At 68.1% G+C, this 17,306-nt stretch carries 12 protein-coding genes; 11 read left to right on the top strand and 1 reads right to left on the bottom strand.

Features of this window, described 5'->3' with window-relative positions; all coding sequences use genetic code 11:
• From ACOZHM_RS00160 to ACOZHM_RS00185, 6 genes are all read left to right on the top strand, one after another.
• Nucleotides 1-762: a hypothetical protein gene (locus ACOZHM_RS00160; protein ID WP_421566888.1), complete on the top strand. Its 762-nt coding sequence runs from the start codon at nt 1-3 to the stop codon at nt 760-762.
• Nucleotides 763-889: 127 nt separating this feature from the next.
• Nucleotides 890-1,834 (top strand): alpha/beta hydrolase, encoded by a 945-nt coding sequence (locus ACOZHM_RS00165; protein ID WP_421567460.1) that lies wholly within the window; start codon nt 890-892, stop codon nt 1,832-1,834.
• A gap of 118 nt (nt 1,835-1,952) precedes the next feature.
• Nucleotides 1,953-3,335: a YncE family protein gene (locus tag ACOZHM_RS00170; protein ID WP_421566890.1), complete on the top strand. Its 1,383-nt coding sequence runs from the start codon at nt 1,953-1,955 to the stop codon at nt 3,333-3,335.
• Nucleotides 3,336-3,388: 53 nt separating this feature from the next.
• Nucleotides 3,389-4,441 (top strand): heme/hemin ABC transporter substrate-binding protein, encoded by a 1,053-nt coding sequence (locus tag ACOZHM_RS00175; RefSeq protein WP_421566892.1) that lies wholly within the window; start codon nt 3,389-3,391, stop codon nt 4,439-4,441.
• A 58-nt stretch (nt 4,442-4,499) separates the two neighbouring features.
• On the top strand, nt 4,500-5,492 hold the full coding sequence (locus ACOZHM_RS00180) for a FecCD family ABC transporter permease (RefSeq protein ID WP_421566894.1): 993 nt from the start codon (nt 4,500-4,502) through the stop codon (nt 5,490-5,492).
• Complete coding sequence (locus tag ACOZHM_RS00185; RefSeq protein ID WP_421566896.1) at nt 5,489-6,265, top strand: heme ABC transporter ATP-binding protein; 777 nt, start codon at nt 5,489-5,491, stop codon at nt 6,263-6,265. Before ACOZHM_RS00180 ends, ACOZHM_RS00185 begins: the two co-directional genes overlap by 4 nt.
• A 140-nt stretch (nt 6,266-6,405) precedes the next feature.
• Here the strand turns inward: ACOZHM_RS00185 and ACOZHM_RS00190 are convergent, their stop codons facing one another.
• Nucleotides 6,406-8,607, bottom strand: coding sequence for a TonB-dependent siderophore receptor (locus ACOZHM_RS00190; protein WP_421566898.1), 2,202 nt, complete (start codon nt 8,605-8,607; stop codon nt 6,406-6,408).
• A gap of 580 nt (nt 8,608-9,187) precedes the next feature.
• On the opposite strand from ACOZHM_RS00190, the gene fusA reads away from it, so the two are divergent.
• The 5 genes from fusA to ACOZHM_RS00215 all read left to right on the top strand — a co-directional run bounded on the left by fusA (nt 9,188) and on the right by ACOZHM_RS00215 (nt 17,302).
• Complete coding sequence (fusA, locus tag ACOZHM_RS00195) at nt 9,188-11,224, top strand: elongation factor G (protein ID WP_421566900.1); 2,037 nt, start codon at nt 9,188-9,190, stop codon at nt 11,222-11,224.
• Nucleotides 11,225-11,526: 302 nt separating this feature from the next.
• Nucleotides 11,527-12,447 (top strand): peptidase, encoded by a 921-nt coding sequence (locus ACOZHM_RS00200; RefSeq protein ID WP_421566902.1) that lies wholly within the window; start codon nt 11,527-11,529, stop codon nt 12,445-12,447.
• A 248-nt stretch (nt 12,448-12,695) separates the two neighbouring features.
• Nucleotides 12,696-14,120, top strand: a complete 1,425-nt coding sequence (locus tag ACOZHM_RS00205; RefSeq protein ID WP_421566904.1) for a basic amino acid/polyamine antiporter — start codon at nt 12,696-12,698, stop codon at nt 14,118-14,120.
• 33 nt (nt 14,121-14,153) lie between these two features.
• Nucleotides 14,154-15,581 (top strand): basic amino acid/polyamine antiporter, encoded by a 1,428-nt coding sequence (locus ACOZHM_RS00210; protein ID WP_421566906.1) that lies wholly within the window; start codon nt 14,154-14,156, stop codon nt 15,579-15,581.
• Nucleotides 15,566-17,302, top strand: a complete 1,737-nt coding sequence (locus ACOZHM_RS00215) for an alpha/beta hydrolase (protein WP_421566908.1) — start codon at nt 15,566-15,568, stop codon at nt 17,300-17,302. Before ACOZHM_RS00210 ends, ACOZHM_RS00215 begins: the two co-directional genes overlap by 16 nt.
• Nucleotides 17,303-17,306 lie beyond the last annotated feature (4 nt).

Raw genomic sequence — 17,306 nt, forward strand, 5'->3', positions numbered from 1 at the left:
ATGAAGTCTGCTTCGTTGTCGTGCGTGCTGGTTGCCGGTGTCGCGTTCTCGTCCAGTGCTGTTGCTTCTGACAGGCCCGAGACCCTCGAGGCGCTGATCGAGCGGAGCGCGCGCATCACCATCACCCAGGCCTTGCCTTCCGGCGGTGCGGCGGATCATGCGGTGATCGAGCAGTTCGCCAATGGCGACATGCTGGTGCGGCACGGCAGCGGGGGCGGCGTGCCGATCGTGCTCACGATCTGCAAGCGCGCCACCTTCCTCAACACGGCGCCGGACAAGGCGGGCGCTGCACCGCTGGCGGGCAACCAGCTGCGGGCCATCCGCGGCGCCCAGTACATGGGAGCGCTTGCCGGGATGGCGATGCTGACCGGCGTGGCGGGCAGGGAGGCCGAACTTCCGGCCGCCGGGGCGTCGATCCGCACGGAGAAGACGACGTCATGGGCGTACGGCAAGGAGCGATATGCGCTCGAGGTTTCCCGCGACGCCGACGGTCAGGTCCGGGTGCAGGCGACCAAGATCGCGACCGAGACCACAACGCCAGCGTCCGGCCCCGGTGATCTGTTCAGTACCGACGACGATCGCGCGGCGCGGCTGGCCGAGCTGGAGCCGGTGGGGACCCGGCGCGAGATGGTGGTGTCCCCGCAGGCGCGTGCTGCGGAACTGTCGGCGACACTGCCGCTGCTTGGCTGGGTGGACGCCAGCGGTGACACGTACGCCAGCGTGGCCGAGGCGCGGGACGGAGAGTCGGGTTGCGGCAAGTGATACCCATTCGCATTTACGGTACACTGGGCTGATCGCCTTGCCGTGAGTCTTGCCTGTCGTGCTTTCCTGCCTGATACCTTCGTTGTCCCCCTGGCTTCGCACCGTTGGCGTGGCGGCGGCACTTGGCATGGTCGCGGCGGCACCGGTCGCCGCGCAGCAGCGCAATCCGTTGCAGAAAGTGGGTGAGACGGTCCTCGACCAGCCCGCGCAGAGTTACCGCTTCGAGCGTTTCGTGATCGAAAGCGGTACGCCGGCACGCCGTTGGCGGGTGAACGTTGGGGTGCCCACGCAGAAAGCCGCCAAGGCAGCGCCGGTGCTGTACATGCTGGATGGCAACGCGGCGGCCATGGTCTTCGACCAGGCGCTGCTCGCCGACCTCGCCGCGCATGCGGCACCGGTCCTGGTGTTCATCGGCTACGACAACGACCTGCGCATCGATTCCCCGGCGCGCACGATCGACTACACCGCCTGGGTGGATACCGCCGACGATGAGAACGGCGCGCCGCAGTCCAGCGGTGGCGGTGCGCAGGCCTTCCTGGACGTGATCCAGCAGCGCATCCAGCCGGAAGTGGAACGCCGTGCCCGGGTGGACCTGAAGCAGCAATCGCTGTGGGGCCACTCGCTGGGCGGGCTGTTCGTGCTGAGCACGCTGTATACCCGACCGACGGCATTCCAGAATTATGTGAGCGCCAGTCCGTCGCTGTGGTGGAGCCAGGGTGCGCCGCAGGGCGCGATGGAACACCACTTCATTGCCGAACCATCGCCGGCACGCGTGTGGCTGATGCTGGGCGGCGACGAGCGCAGCGGCAACCGCGGCGTGCGCGACATGACCAACCCGCGTGTCGTGGCGCATCTGCGCCGGATCGCGGGCGCAACGCCGGATGCCGCGTACACGTTGAGCCAACGCCTGGCGCGCGTGCCCGGCGTGCAGGTCAGCTACCGCGAATTCCCCGGGCTCGGCCACGGGCCGATGCTGCCGGCGTCGCTGAAGGCGACCCTGGCCGCGCTGTATGGCGCGGCCGACCGCAGTGCCGCGCCGTCCGCTACGGCGGCGGACGCACCTGCCGATTGATCGAGTTCCTCTTACCCAGGCAATGCGTGGCCACGCGCCACCGCCGCAGCGATGCGGCCACGCCAAGGCAACCCTTGTGACACGCGCCGCTGGCGCGCCCCTACAGAAGGAGTCTGCTATGTCCCGATTCGTTTCCCTCCCGCGCGTTGCCGCGTTGAGCCTTGCACTGTCGCTGCTCACCGGTGCGGTGTCCGCCCAGCCGGTGTTCGACGCGCCGGCCAATGGCTTCCGCGGCACGGTCAGTGCCCGCAATGAGAACGTGGTGGCCGGCAGCACCGCCGAAGTCACCGGGCGCGCGTTCGTGCCTGGCCAGCAGGTGACGCTGCTGCGCGGCGAGACCGTGCTCAACGCCACGCCCTATGTGGTCGACGCGCAGGGCAACTTCAAGGCCAGCGTGGTCGTGCCGCTCGACGCCGTTCCCGGCCAGCACCCGCTGGTGGTGCGCGCCAGCCAGCCGGCGGCCGCCACGGTGGTGGCGCTGCGGGTGTCGCCGAATCTGCCGCTGAGCGGGCAGCAGGACTTCAGCCAGCGCTCCGCAAAGCTGGTGCAGGGGCTGTACCAGAGCAGCTACAGCGCTGCCAGCAACGCGTTGTTCGTGACCTCGGCGGTGGGTCGTCCGCCGGTAACGCAGTCGCAGTTGCTGAAGGTGGACCCGAAGACGCTGAAGGTGATGAAGGCGATCACTCCGGCGCAGGTGCCCGATGCGAAGGGCGGCAGCGTGTTCGCGGTCTACGGCGTCGGCGTGGACGACGCCAACGGCAACGTGTGGGTCAGCAACACCCGCCAGGACACGGTGGCGGTGTATCGCCAGTCGGACCTGTCGCTGGTGCACCAGTTCCCGGTCGGCGCGGTGCCGCATGCCCGTGACGTGGTGGTGGATGCCAGGCGTGGCAAGGTGTTCGCCTCGGCGGCCGGTGAAGACCATCTGTCGGTGTTCGATGCGAAGACCTTCGCGGCGCTGACCCCGATCCCCCTGGCCTCGGGCGTGGACGGCGAGAAGTTCGTGCCGATGAGCCTGGTCCTGGACGAGGCCGGCGGCAAGCTGTTCACCGTGAGCATCGGTACGCCCGAGGCGGCCGTGATCGACGTCGCCAGCGGTCAGGTGGACAAGGTGATCGACCTCGGCAACGCGATCAGCGCGTCCGGCGTTGCCTTCGATGCGAAGCACAACCGCCTGTACGTGGCCTCGCAGGGCACCGACAACCTGCTGATCGTGGACGTGGCCAGCGGCAAGGTGCTGCACGATGTCGCGGTGGGCGCGGGCGCACTGAACGTGGCCTTCGATCCGGTCGCCGGCCTGGCCTACGTCACCAACCGCGGCGCCGGCACGGTGACGGTGGTGGATGGCGCCGGCAAGGTGGTCGGCAACCTCGACGGCGGCACGTTCCCGAACCACGTCCGTGAGGACGGGAAGGGCAATGTGTTCGCGGTCAACAAGTCGCGCGGCGCGGAAGACCCCAAGGGCGACCGCATCACCCGCATCACGCCGACCCGCCGTTGAGGGTCCCTGCGCGCGCGGCAACCGTGCTGCGCGCGCGCCAGTGGAGAGGTTTTATGTTGAGTCTTTCGTCCGCACACCGGAGCGTGCTCGTGCTGGCCTTGGCGGGTGTGCTCGCCGGCTGTGGTGGCAAGCCCGCCGATGAAGTTGCGCCCGGTGCCGCGGTTGATGCGCCGGCTGCTGCGGCGGGATCCACTCCCGCGGCGTTGCCACAGGGCTGGCTGCATCTGGTCGGCACCGATGTGCCCGCCAGCACGGGCCTGACGCCGGTGCTGCCGGTGACGGTGCGCTCCGACGATGGCGAGCAGGTCACCGTCACCGATACCGCGCGGATCGTGGCCGGTGGCGACGATGTGATCGCGGTGATCGAGGCATTGGGCATGGGCGGGCAGGTGTATGCGGCACCGATGCGCTCGGCCACCGAGGCCGGCCGCAAGGCGCCGAAGCAGTTCCTGTTCAACCGTACCACCGGCGTGGAGGGCGTGCTCAGCCTGGAAGGCTCGCTGTTCCTCGGCAACAGCCTGCGCCGCCACACCGAACTCGCGAAGAAGCTGCGCGGTGCGGGCGAGGCGGCGGTCGTGATTGATGATCTGCAGCCGGCGCCGGACAAGGTGCGCAAGGTGGCCGCGGCACTGGGTGTCGCGGCGGCGGGTGAGGCGCTGGCGACGAAGGTGCAGGCGCAGCTGGATGAGGCGGCGGCGATTGCGGCCGCCAGCACACGCCATCCGCGCGTGATCCATCTTTCGGCGACCGGTGCCGGCGGCGCGCCCACAGTGGCCGGCGCCGACAGTGCGTCCGGTGCACTGATCGCACTCGCCGGTGGCGTCAACATCGGCACCGAAGCGGGCGTGGCCAATTACTCCGCGCTGAGCAACGAAGGCGTGGTGGCGGCGGCACCGGAGGTGATCCTGGTGACGGAGAACGATCTGCAGCTGTTCGGCGGCGAGGCGGGGCTGTGGAAGGCCTACCCGACGCTGAAGCAGACGCCGGCGGGCGCGGCCAACCGGGTGTGGGTGATGCCGGACGTGCAGCTGAAGTCGGCCAGTGTCGGCTCGGGCAGCGGTGCGGTGGTGTTGGCGACGGCGCTGGCGGCGCTGCCGACGCCGTGAGGGGGCGGCAGTGAGGGCGCGCAACAGGCGCCGCGCAGGTGGCTGGGTGCTGGGGATGATGGCACTGGCACTGCTGGGCGCAATCCTGGCCTCGTTCGCGGTCGGGCCGCTGCGCTTGCCGCCGCTGGAGGTGGTGCAGGCGATGGCGGTCAAGCTGGGGATGCTGGATCCGTCGCAGGTGAGCCAGCGCGATATGGCGGTGGTCTGGAACCTGCGCATTCCGCGGGCGCTGTTGGGCGCGTTGGTGGGGGCGTCGCTGGCGATGGCCGGGGCGAGCCTGCAGGGCCTGTTCGGCAATCCGCTGGCCGATCCGGGCATCGTGGGGGTGACGCAGGGGGCGGCGCTCGGCGCGGTGGCGGCGATCGTGCTCGGTGCGGGCAGCGTGGGTGGCTTGACCCTGCCGCTGGCGGCGTTCGCCGGGGGCGCGGCGGCGATCAGCCTGACCTATGCGCTGGCGCGGCCCGGGCGCAACGGCGGCACGGCGACGCTGCTGCTGGTGGGGATCGCGATGGCGGCATTTTGTTCGGCGGCGATCGGGTTCCTGACCTACATTGCGAGCGAGAGCGAGCTGCAGTCGCTGGTGTTCTGGCAGATGGGATCACTCGCGCAGGCGGATTGGGCGGACGTGGCGGCGGCGTTGCCGGTGTTCGTTCTGGGCACGTTCGCGCTGCTGCGGCTGGCGACGCCGCTGGACATGCTGGCGCTCGGGGAGCGCCAGGCGCAGCACCTGGGGCTGGATGTGCGCCGCACGCGGCTGAAGCTGATTGCGTTCAGTGCGCTCCTGGTCGGGGCGGCGGTGGCGTTTGCCGGCTCGATCGGTTTCGTGGGGCTGGTGGTGCCGCACGTGGTGCGGATGCTCGTGGGGCCGGGGCACCGCTGGTTGCTGCCGGTGTCGGCGGTGACCGGTGCATTGTTGATCGTGGTGGCCGATACGGCGGCACGTACGCTGGATCCGCCCGCGGAGATTCCGCTGGGGCTGTTCTCGGCGGCGTTGGGGGCGCCGTTCTTCCTGTGGCTGGTGCTGCACCAGCGCCGGCGTGGTGCGGTATGACGGCACCCTTTCTTCAGCTGGACGGAGTGGGGGTGCGCTATGGAGAGCGCGACATCCTTCATGACATCCATCTGGGTTTCGTGCCTGGGACGCTGACGGCGTTGGTGGGGCCGAACGGGGCAGGCAAGTCGACGCTGCTGGCGGTGGCCAGTGGCGATGTGGTGGCCGATGCCGGCAGGGTGGTGCTGCACGACCGGCCCATCGCGCAGTGGAAAGCGATGCTGCTGGCACGCGAGCGCGCGGTAATGCCGCAGGACCATGCGGTGCGTTTTGCCTTCACGGTGGAAGAAGTGGTGGCGATGGGGAGGCTGCCGCATCCGGCCGATGCGACGCGTGATGCGGCGCTGGTCGAACACGCGCTTGGCCAGGCAGAGATGCACGCGCTGCGCCAGCGCGAGGTGCAGACGCTGTCCGGTGGCGAGGCAGCACGGGCAACGTTCGCGCGGGTGCTTGCACAGGACACGCCGTTGCTGCTGCTGGACGAGCCGACGGCGGCGCTGGACCTTCGCCACCAGGAGCGCACGCTGCGCGCGGTACGCGGGCTGGCCGATGCGGGCGCGTGCGTGATCGTGGTGGTGCACGACCTCAACCTGGCCGCAGGCTATGCGGACCGTATCGTGCTGCTGGAGCAGGGCAGGGTGGCGGCCGATGGCACGCCGGACGAGGTGTTGACGCGCGAGCACATCGAGCGCGTATACCAGCAGCCGGTGCTGGTGCTGCGACATCCGCAGCGCAACGTACCGCTGGTGGTGGTGGCTGACCCGGCGTTGTAACGCCGTCTGGCTATCGCCGACTGGGTAGAGCCGACTGTTAGTCGGCTGCTGCTCCTTGGTTGCCACGCATGGCGTGGCACTACGGGCTTTCGTTCGGCACTGCTTGGTTGCCACGCATGGCGTGGCACTACGCGCGCGGATTACCAGCCGAAGGTGGCCGTGGCCGTCACGGTACGGCCGCTGCCGTAATAGCACGACGACACACCGGTGCAGGTCGACACATACCGCTTGTCCGCCAGGTTGCTGGCGTTGAGCGCCAGCTGTACATGGGTGTTGCCGTGCTGGCCGAGGTCATAGCGCAGGGCGGCGTCGAACAGGGTGTAGGACGGAATGCGGTACAGGTTGGCGCTGTCGCCGTAGCTGACGCCGTTGTAGCGCGCGCCCGCAGCCAGGCTTAGGCCACGCAACGCGCCGGCCTGGAAGGTGTAGTCGGCCCAGAACGAGGCGCTGTAGTCGGGCACCATGGCCAGCTGCTTTCCCCTGTATGCCGCTGATTCCAGCATTTCGGAGTCCATGCGCGAGGCAGCGCCGATCAGGCTCAGGCCATCGATGGGGGTGATGCGGCCTTCCAGTTCAATGCCGCGCACGCGGCCCTCATCGCCCTGGATGGAGCAGGTGGCGGTGCCGGTGGCGCCGCAGTTGCGATGGCTGGCGACGGGGTCGTCGACGATCATGTTCTCCTGGCGCAGGTCGTACACGGCCAGGGTCACGAGGCCGTCAACGCTGGCCGGCTGATACTTCAGGCCGGCCTCCCATTGCGAACCGGTGACCGGGTCGAACGCGGTCTGAGTGAAGCTGTCCAGTGGCGATTTGGTGGAGGGCTGGAAGGATTCGGCGTAGCTGACGTACGGGGTGAGGCCGTTCTCGAACACGTACAGCACGCCCGCGCGGCCGGTGAACGCTTCGTTCTTGATCACGCTGTGCGCACCCGGCTGGGAGATGCCGGTGGCGATGTTGCGGGTGGCGCTCAGGGTATCGTCCTTGGTCCAGTCGTAACGACCGCCCAGGGTCAGCCGCCAGTTGCCGGCGGCCAGCTGGTCCTGCAGGTACACGCCGCTCTGCCGGTTGATGCCGGCGGTGGGTGTTTCGGTGGTGACGGTGGGCTGGTAGGGGGAGTAGACCGGGTCGAAGATGTCGATGGCGCGCGGGTTGGTCATCGCGCTGCGCACGCCTTCCCAGTCCGCCCGCTGCCAGTCCCAGCCGAGCAGGACGGTGTGGTCGACGGCACCGGTGCTGAAGCGCGCCTGCAGGCGGGTGTCGAAGGTGTCGCCGTCGGAATCGCCGGTGCCCTGTACGCCGCGGCGGTTCTGGGTGCGGCCGTCGGCGTTGAGCGCGCCGAAGGTCACTACACCGCGGTAGAGCGAATCGACGTGGGTGCGGCGTGCGTTCTGGGTCAGGGTGAGATGGTCGTTGAACTGGTGTTCGAACATCCAGCCGGCGGTCCACAGGGTGCGGTCGAAGGTGTTCCAGTCCGGCTGGCCGATGAAGGTGCTGTTCTTCATGTGGCCGTAGGGCGTGGCGTTGAGGGTGCCGGCCATGGGCAGGAACTGGTAGGTCGAGCCGCCGTTGTCCTTCTGGTACATGCCGAGCAGGGTCAGGCGGGTGCGTTCGGCGATCTGCCAGGTGTAGCTGGGCGCCAGGAACCAGTGTTCCTGCGCGGTGTGCTTGATCTGGGTATCGCCGTCGCGATACAGGCCGACCAGCCGCAGGAGATGGGCGTTGTCGGCGGTGCCGGTGCCGACGTCGAACGCGGCGTTGTACTGGCCGTTGGCATCCACGCCCAGTCGCAGCAGCTGCTGCTGGTCCGGGGTGGGGGTCTTGCTGACCTGGTTGACCATGCCACCGGGTGCGACCTGGCCGTACATCACGGCGGAAGGGCCCTTGAGCACTTCGACCCGCTCGAGGTTCCAACTGTCGAACATGCTGCGGTTCCACTGGCTGCCCTGCGGTGCGCGCATGCCATCCAGGGTTACGTTGTTGGCCCAGCTGCCCGCATCGAAACCGCGGATCCGGAAGTCATCCACGCGGTTGTCGATACCACTGCTTTCCAGGCTCACACCCGCCAAATAGCGCATGGCGTCGTTGAGCGACTGCACGCCACGCGCATCCAGTTCGGCGCGTTCGATCACGGCGACGGATTGGGGCGTTTCCGCGATGCTGGTGCTGGTCTTGGTGGCGCCGCTGGTGCTGTTGGCGGCGCGGTAGGCGTTGACCTGTACGGCATCCAGCGCAGTGGCGTTCTGCGCGAGGACGGCCGGTGCCGCGGTGGCGCTGGCGATGCAGCAGGCGAGAGCGAGCAGGTTGGGGCGCAACCGGCGGGGCGAAACGGGGAAGGCAGTCATGGGGGATCCGGTACCAAAAGAACGTTGGCGCTGGCCAACCGCACGTGGCCCGGGCCACTGCCAGCGTCGTTGTTGTCGCGAAGCGACGTTGGCTGGGTATTCTAGGGACTTTCGGGCGCAATGCAATTGCGACCTATTCGCATATACGAGACTGGAACGGGCAGGGTTTGTTGCTCCAGGTGTGGGTTTTCGTCGGCGGTGGCCGTCAGTGTTCCATCTGTGTGGCGCAAAACCGCTTGCAAGCGACGATAAGAGGTCTAGAATTCGCCGCAGATCCTCTCAACCACCGCCATGAACTCGATGCCGCTCCTGACGTTTTTTACCCTTACCCGCGCTTTCGCGGGACGGGCGCGTCTGCCTCGCGGCTCCTCTGGCGGCTGATCGATACCGATCACCGCAGGACCCCAGACAGAGCGCCCATCGGGCGCTCTTTTCGTTTCCGGGCTTCACGGCCCACCGTTGCACAACCGCATGAAGGAGAACGTGCCATGCACCAGATCGCCGAGCCCCAAACCTGGCCGCACGCCCGTTAGCCAACGGCGGCGTGCGGCTCCCTGATGTTGGCAGCGAGATCCAAATCATGAACACCCAGACCCAGAACCTTCGTCGCAACCTCGGCATCATTGCCCATATCGACGCCGGCAAGACCACCCTTACCGAACGCCTGCTGTGGAAAACCGGCGAGATCCATCGCGTCGGCGAAGTCCACGATGGCGCAGCGACCACCGACTTTTCGGCGATCGAGCGCGAGCGCGGCATCACCATCGGCGCAGCAGCCGTGCAGGCGCATTGGGCGCCGCGTGGCGAGGCCATCCATCACCTCACCCTGATCGACACCCCGGGCCATATCGACTTCGCCATCGAGGTCGAGCGCTCGCTGCGTGTGCTCGACGGCGCGGTGGCGGTGTTCTCCGCCGTCGATGGCGTACAACCGCAGTCCGAGACGGTATGGCACCAGGCGCGCCGCCACGGGGTGCCGATGATCGCGTTCGTCAACAAGATGGACCGCATCGGCGCCTCCTTCGACCGCGTGCTGGCGCAACTTGAAGACAAGCTGCAGGCGCGGCCATGGGCGCTGGGCGTGCCGTTGGGCGCCGAAAGCCAGTTCAGCGGCTGGGTCGACCTGGTCGACCGCATGACCGTGCGCTGGGACGATGCCGGTACGCCGACGCGTTCGCCGTGGACCGACGACGAGCGGGCCGAGTGGGAGCCGCGTCGGCTGCTGCTGGTCGAAGCCGTTGGCAATCACGACGACGCGCTGGCCGAGGCGTGGCTGGACGGCGCCGACATCGACGCCAGCACGCTGCGCGCTGCGTTGCGTCGGGCAACGCTGGCCGGTGCAGGCGTGCCGGTGCTGGCCGGCGCCGCGTTCAAGAGCAAGGGCATCGAGACGCTGCTGGACGCCGTGGTGGATTATCTGCCGGCACCGGAAGATCGGCCGGCGGTAGTGGCGGCTGCGGCGGACGGCGAGGTGAGCCTGCCGCCGGACCCAGCCGGTCCGCTGGCGGCACTGCTGTTCAAGATCACCCACCAGAACCACGGTGCGTTGAGCTTCGTGCGGGTGTACTCGGGCACGTTGCGGGTCGGCGATGCGTTGGCCAGTTCGCAGCATGCGCAGGGTCGCCGGGTCAGCCGGCTGGTGCGCGTGCAGGCCGACCAGACGCACGACATCAAGCAGGCGGTGGCCGGCGACATCGTGGCGGTGCTGGGCTGGAAGGACGCGGTGAGCGGTGAAACGCTGAGTGCGCCCTCACGCCCGCTGCTGCTGGACACCATCCAGGCGCAGCAGGCGGTGTTGGCGTGGCGGTTGACGGCGGAGAAGTCGGCCGACCTGATCCGGATCAGCCAGGGTCTGTCGAGCCTGGCCCAGGAAGATCCGTCGTTCCGTGTCGACACCGATCCGGACAGCGGTGAAACCCTGGTCTGGGGCATGGGCGAATTGCACCTGGAGGTGATGGTCGAGCGGTTGCGCACGGAATGGAACGTCAACGTCACCACCGGCGCGCCGCGCGTGGCCTACCAGGAAACCCTGCGGCAGGCGTTGCGCGGGGTGGAAGGCAAGGTGGTCAAGCAGACCGGCGGCCAGGGCCAGTTCGCCCGGGTGCTGATCGACGTGACGCCGCGCGAGGACGGCGAGGTGCACTTCGTGGACCGTACCGTGGGCGGGGTGATTCCGCGCGGTTTCGTGGCAGCGGTGGAGAAGGGCGTCCGTGCGGCGTTGTCGGAAGGGCCGAAGGGCCATCCGGTGGTCGGTATCGAGGTGACCCTGGTCGACGGGCAGACCCATGCCAAGGACTCGTCGGACATGGCCTTCCACCGCGCCGGCAGCGAGGCCGTCAAAGCCGCGTTGCTGCAGGCCGGTACGCGCCTGCTGGAGCCGGTGATGGAAGTGCAGATCCACGTGCCGTCGGTGAATGTCGGCGACGTGGTCGGCGACCTCAACCGCCGCAGCGGCCGCATCGCGTCCATCGAGGACCAGGGCGGCCGTGCCGAGGTGGTGGGCTACGCGCCGTTGGCGCAGTTGTCGGGCTACACCACCTCGCTGCGCTCGCTGACCCAGGGCCGCGCATCGAGCGACATGCGCCTGAACGGCTACGAAGAGGTACAAGCCGCTTGAGATAGAAGGAAAAGGCAGGGGAGCCGGTTTACCGGCTCCCCAACGCAGCCACCCATGGGGTGGCTCTACGGAGGTTGATTGAAATCCCGATGGGCCCGTAACAATTCGTAGTGCCACGCCATGCGTGGCAACCGCGCGCAGCGTGGCACAAGCGCCCGAAGACGATTCCCAACCGTCTGCGTCATTGCAACCAACGTTTAGACCAACCGAAGCCACCCCACAGACCTTCATGACCGCGGCCAAGGCAAACATCCCAAACAACCGGTCAATTACACTACGTGCATCTGTTTCAGGAGCACGTCATGACCACCCCCCATTTCTATCCTGTCGGCACCCCCGGCCAGCCCTGGGGCGACACCGAACGCGCGGCCTGGCGCTCGCGCCAGGTGGTGCAGCGTCATTACGCCGCCGATGTGGTCGCGGTACTGAACGCGCTGCCCAATACGCTGGACGTGGTCCAGTACGGCCAGCTCGAATCCATCACCGACACCTATCCGCTGTTGCTGGCCATGAGCCGCGACTGGGACCCTGCATTGCCGACCGCCCTGGTCACCGGCGGCGTGCACGGCTACGAAACCAGTGGCGTGCACGGCGCGCTGCAGTTCCTGCGCGAACACGCCCACGAATATGCCGGTCGCCTGAATCTGATCGTCGCCCCGTGCGTATGCCCCTGGGGCTACGAGCGCATCCAGCGCTGGAACCGCGATGCATTCGATCCCAACCGCAGCTTCCGTGACGGTGGCCTGATCGTCGAGTCCGCCTCGCTGATGAACTGGATCGCCGCGCGCGATGACCAGTTGCTGGTGCATCTGGACCTGCATGAGACCACCGACAGCGATGCCAACGAATTCGATCCCGCACTGGCCTCGCGCGACGGCAAGGCGTGGGTGCCGGAATCCATCCCCGACGGTTTCTATGTGGTCGGCAACAGCGAAAACCCGGAACCGGCGTTCCAGAAGGCGCTGATCGACGCAGTGGCGCCGATCACCCACGTTGCCCCGGCCGATGCGCACGGCAACCTGGTCGGCCTGCCGCTGCAGTCGCCGGGCGTGGTGTGGGGCGAATCGCGTTCGATCGGCGCCTGCGCCGGCTTCACCCATGCGCGCTTTGCCACCACCACCGAGGTGTACCCGGACAGCCCGCGCACGACCCCGGCACAGTGCAACGCGGCCCAGGTGGCGGCGGTGCGGGCGGGACTGGATTTCGCACTGGCAAACGGCTGAGCCGGCGCAACGGCGACCGGCAGCATCGCCGGCGCCGACACTGTCCAGGATCCGACCTGGCAGGGCTTTGCCGGTCGTTGTCTGGGCAGTAGGGGGTGCCTGCAACAGGATGAACAGGGCTGTTTGACGGATATCGGATAGTCGCTCCGCAAGTGCGCAGATATGCGGGAAATACTGAGCCGCATCTCACGTCGACGTTACGATTTATTCGCCATCCTGAATGCCCAACCTGCATGCGGACGCTGGCCATGTCCTCGAACGTCGTGAAGATGACGCGCACGCAACTGACCGCCATGGTGGTAGGCGGCATGATCGGCGCAGGCATATTTTCCCTTCCCCGCACCTTCGCCAGCGCTACCGGGCCCCTGGGCGCGGTCGTCGCCTGGACCATCGCCGGCCTGGGCATGTACACGCTGGCCCGCGTCTTCCAGATGCTGGCCGAACGCAAACCCGACCTGGACGCGGGCGTGTTCGCCTACGCCAAGGAAGGGTTCGGCAACTACCCGGGCTTCCTTTCCGCATTCGGTTACTGGATCGGCAGCTGTATCGGCAACGTTTCGTACTGGGTGCTGATCAAGTCCACGCTCGGCGCGTTCTTCCCGATCTTCGGCGACGGCAATACCGTGGTGGCGATCCTGGTGGCATCGGCGGGCATCTGGCTGTTCCACTTCATGATCCTGCGCGGCGTGCAGCAGGCCGCCGCCATCAACAAGATCGTCACCATCGCCAAGGTGATTCCCATCGTGGTGTTCCTGGTCATCATGGCCTTCGCGATGAAGATGGACGTGTTCCAGTTCAACTTCTACGGCGGTGGCCTGGAGGGCGGCATCTTCGAGCAGGTCCGCGCGACGATGCTGGTCACCGTCTTCGTGTTCCTGGGCATCGAGGGGGCCAGCGTGTACTCGCGCTACGCCAAGGAGCGCAAGGACGTGGGCGCCGCCACCATCACCGGCTTCCTGGTGGTGACCACGCTGATGGTGCTGGTGACCCTGCTTCCGTTCGCGGTGCTGGAGCGGGCCGACATCGCCGGCATGCGCCAGCCGTCCATGGCCACCGTGCTTGAAGCCGTGGTGGGCCATTGGGGCGCGGTGTTCGTCAGCGTCGGGTTGATGGTGTCGGTGCTGGGCGCGTACCTGGCGTGGTCGCTGATCTGCGCCGAGGTGCTGTCGGCGGCGGCACGCACCAAGGACATGCCCGCGATCTTCGCGCGGGAAAACGCCAACGGGGTGCCGTCGGCGGCGCTGTGGGCGACCAACATCATCATCCAGCTGATCGTGATCAGTACCTACTGGTCACGCGATGCGTTCTCGCTGATGCTCAACCTGACGAGTGCCATGTCGCTGATTCCGTTCCTGCTGGTGGCCGCCTACGGCCTGCAGCTCACGCGGCGCGGCGAGACCTACAACGAACGGCCCAACGAGCGCGGGCGCGACCTTACCCTGGCGGTGCTGGCCACGATCTACACCACATTCCTGCTGTATGCCGGTGGCATCAAGTTCATCGTGCTGTCGGCGGTGCTGTACGCGCCCGGCAGCCTGCTGTACTTCTGGGCGCGCCATGAGCAGGGCCAGAAGATCTTCACCAAGGCATCGGACTGGATCATCCTGATCGTGGCGGTGGTCGCGGCCGTGGTGGGCGTGTACTGGATCGCGACCGGGTATATCCAGATCTGATGCGTTTCCCGCCCGAATGAGGATCGAGCCGCGATGAGCCCCGCCGTGGGAAGCCGCAAGCTGTCGCTGCTGGAGCTGACCGCGCTGGTGGTCGGCTCCATGATCGGGTCGGGCATCTTCGCGCTGCCCGCGGCGTTTGCCGCCAATACCGGCGTCAACGGTGCGCTGCTGGCATGGGCCATCGCGGGCACCGGCATGCTGATGCTGGCGTTCGTGTTCCAGTCGCTGTCCCGGCTGAAGCCGGAGCTCGACACCGGCATCTACGCCTACGCCCGCGCCGGCTTCGGCGACTACGCCGGCCTGCTTTCCGCGGTCGGTTACTGGCTGGGCTGCTGCCTGGCCGACGTGGCCTGCCTCATCCTGATCAAGGCCACGCTGGGGCAGTACTTTCCTGCCCTGGGCGACGGCACCACGGTCGCGGCGATCATCTCTGCGTCGGTGCTGCTGTGGGGGTTCCACTTCCTGATCCTGCGCGGCATCAAGGAGGCCGCGCTGATCAACACCATCGCAACCGTGGCAAAGCTGGTGCCGCTGGCGGTGTTCATCGTGTTCCTGTTCATCGGCTTCCGTGCCGACGTGTTCGCGCTGAACCTGTGGGGCGGCGAACCGCCCGGCATCGGCACCTTGTGGGATCAGACCCGCGGCACGCTGCTGCTGACGGTGTTCGTGTTCGTTGGTATCGAGGGTGCCAGCGTGTATTCGCGGCACGCGCGCCGGCGCGAGGACGTGGGCATCGCCACGATCGCCGGCTTCCTGGGCGTGCTCTGCCTGCTGGTGATGGTCACCATCCTGTCGTACGGCGTATTGCTGCGCCCGGACCTGGCCGCGTTGGCGACCCCGTCCATGGCCGGGGTGATGCAGGCCATCGCCGGGCGCTGGGGCGGACTGTTCATCAGTGTGGGCCTGCTGATATCGGTGCTGGGCAACTACCTGTCCTGGTCGCTGCTGGCGGCCGAGGTACTGCATTCGGCCGCGCTGAACGACGCCATGCCGCGCGCCCTGGCCCGCGAGAATCGCGCCGGGGTGCCGGACGCGGCGCTGTGGCTGACCAACGGCGTGATCCAGGCGTTCCTGCTGGTGAGCTGGTTTGCCGACTACGCCTTTACGCTGGCGTTGAAGATGACCAGTGCGATGACGCTGGTGCCGTACCTGCTGGTGGCGGCTTACCAGCTCAAGTTGTCGTTCGGCGCGGGGGGCGGGCCAGATGTCGCGGCGCACGCACGGATGCGCTGGATCGCCGGCATCGCCACGCTCTACGCCATTGCCATGCTGCTGGCCGGCGGCAGCCGCTACCTGCTGCTGTCGAGCCTGCTGTATGTGCCCGGCTCGCTCCTGTTCTGGGCGTGGCAGCGCCACCGCGGCATCGCCTTCCGACCGCTGGAATGGGCGGTGCTGGTTCTGCTGTGTGCGATGGCGGCCACCGCCGTGGTCGGGCTCGCCAGCGGATGGCTGCGTCTGTGAGTGCGGTGCTCGGCTATTCGCCGCTGCGCTCCCTGCTGGCCCGCCTGACCGCGCCGTATCGCGGCCCGCTCTGCCGGACCGGGCAGGTGATCGGCTCGCTGTGCTTCATCGCCTCGCTCACGCCCAGCCTGGTGCCGCGCGGCTACGTCGCGCAGGGGCTGCTTTCCGGGGTGTGCTTCGCGGCGGGCTACCTGATCGGCGTCGGCTTGGCCGCGCTGTGGCGCCGTCTGCAGCTGCCCGAGCTGGGCACCGGCCGCCTGCAGCGGGTGCTGCGCTGGTTGCCTTGGGTGAGCCTGCTGGCGTGCGCGCTGACCGCGTGGTGGGTACGGCCCTGGCAGGACTCCGTGCGCGGCGTGATGGGGCTGCCGCCGATGGACGAGGGCTTCTCGCTGCGGCTGCTGACCATCGCCTTGCTGGTGTTCCTGCTGCTGCTGGTGGTCGGGCGCGCGTTCGCCTGGGTGGCCCGCCGCGTGGGTGCGCTGTCGCGGCGGATCATGCCGGCACCGGTGGCGCGGCTGCTGGGCCTGGTGGTCGCCGCCGTGCTGTTCTTCAACATCGCCAACGGCGTGCTGCTGCGCGGTGCGCTGCATGCCGCCGATGCGTCGTTCCGCAAGGCCGATGCGCTCATTCCGCCTGACGCACTAGCGCCCACCCGTCCCGGCAGCACCGGCGGCCCTGGGTCGCTGGTGGTCTGGGAGCAGATGGGCAGGGCAGGGCGCGACTATGTGTGCGCCGGGCCGGACGCGGCGCAGATCGCGGCGTTCACCGGCCGCCCGGCGCTGCAGCCGATCCGGGTCTACGCAGGCCTGCCGGCTGCCGGCGATGCACGCGCCCGTGCACGCCTCGCGCTGCGCGAACTGCAGCGGCAAGGTGGCTTCGAGCGTTCGACGCTGGTGGTGATCACCCCCACCGGTACCGGCTGGGTGGACCCTGCCGCGGTGGACAGCCTTGAATACCTGCTGCACGGCGACGTCGCCAGCGTGGCGGTGCAGTACTCGTACCTGTCCAGTCCGCTGTCGCTGCTGGTCGAGCCGGAGTATGGCGAGGAGACCTCGCGGCTGCTGTTCGCCGAGGTGTACGCGTACTGGCGCACGCTGCCGGTGGCGGCGCGGCCAAAGCTGTACGTGCACGGCTTGAGCCTGGGGGCGATGAACTCCGAACGCTCGGTCAACCTGTTCGACATGATCGACACCCCGATCGACGGCGCGCTGTGGAGCGGGCCACCGTTCGCCACGCGCACCTGGCGGCAGACCACCGACCAGCGCAACGCCGGCTCACCCGAATGGCTGCCGGTGTTCCGTGACAGCCGCGCGGTGCGTTTCATGAACCAGACCGGGACGCCCGTACCCGCGGATGCGCCGTGGGGGCGGATGCGGGTGGTCTACCTGCAGTACGCCAGTGACCCGATCACGTTCTTCACCCCCTACGATGCGTGGCGCCAGCCCGACTGGATGGCCGAGCCCCGCGCGCCGGACGTCTCCCCGGCCGTGCGCTGGTACCCGCTGGTGAGCATGCTGCAGCTGGCGCTGGACATGCTGCTGGCCGACCGCACCCCGATGGGCTACGGGCATGTATTCGCGCCCGCGCACTACGTGGCGGGGTGGCAGGCCGTGCTGGGCACGCAGGACTGGAGCGCGGTGGATACGCGGCGCCTGCAGGACCTGCTGGACCCGCTGCGTCGCCAGGAGATCGAACGGCGGCGCAGCGCTGCCGGCGGCTGAGCGG

This window comes from Stenotrophomonas sp. PD6 (genome assembly GCF_049199305.1).
Classification (GTDB): domain Bacteria; phylum Pseudomonadota; class Gammaproteobacteria; order Xanthomonadales; family Xanthomonadaceae; genus Stenotrophomonas.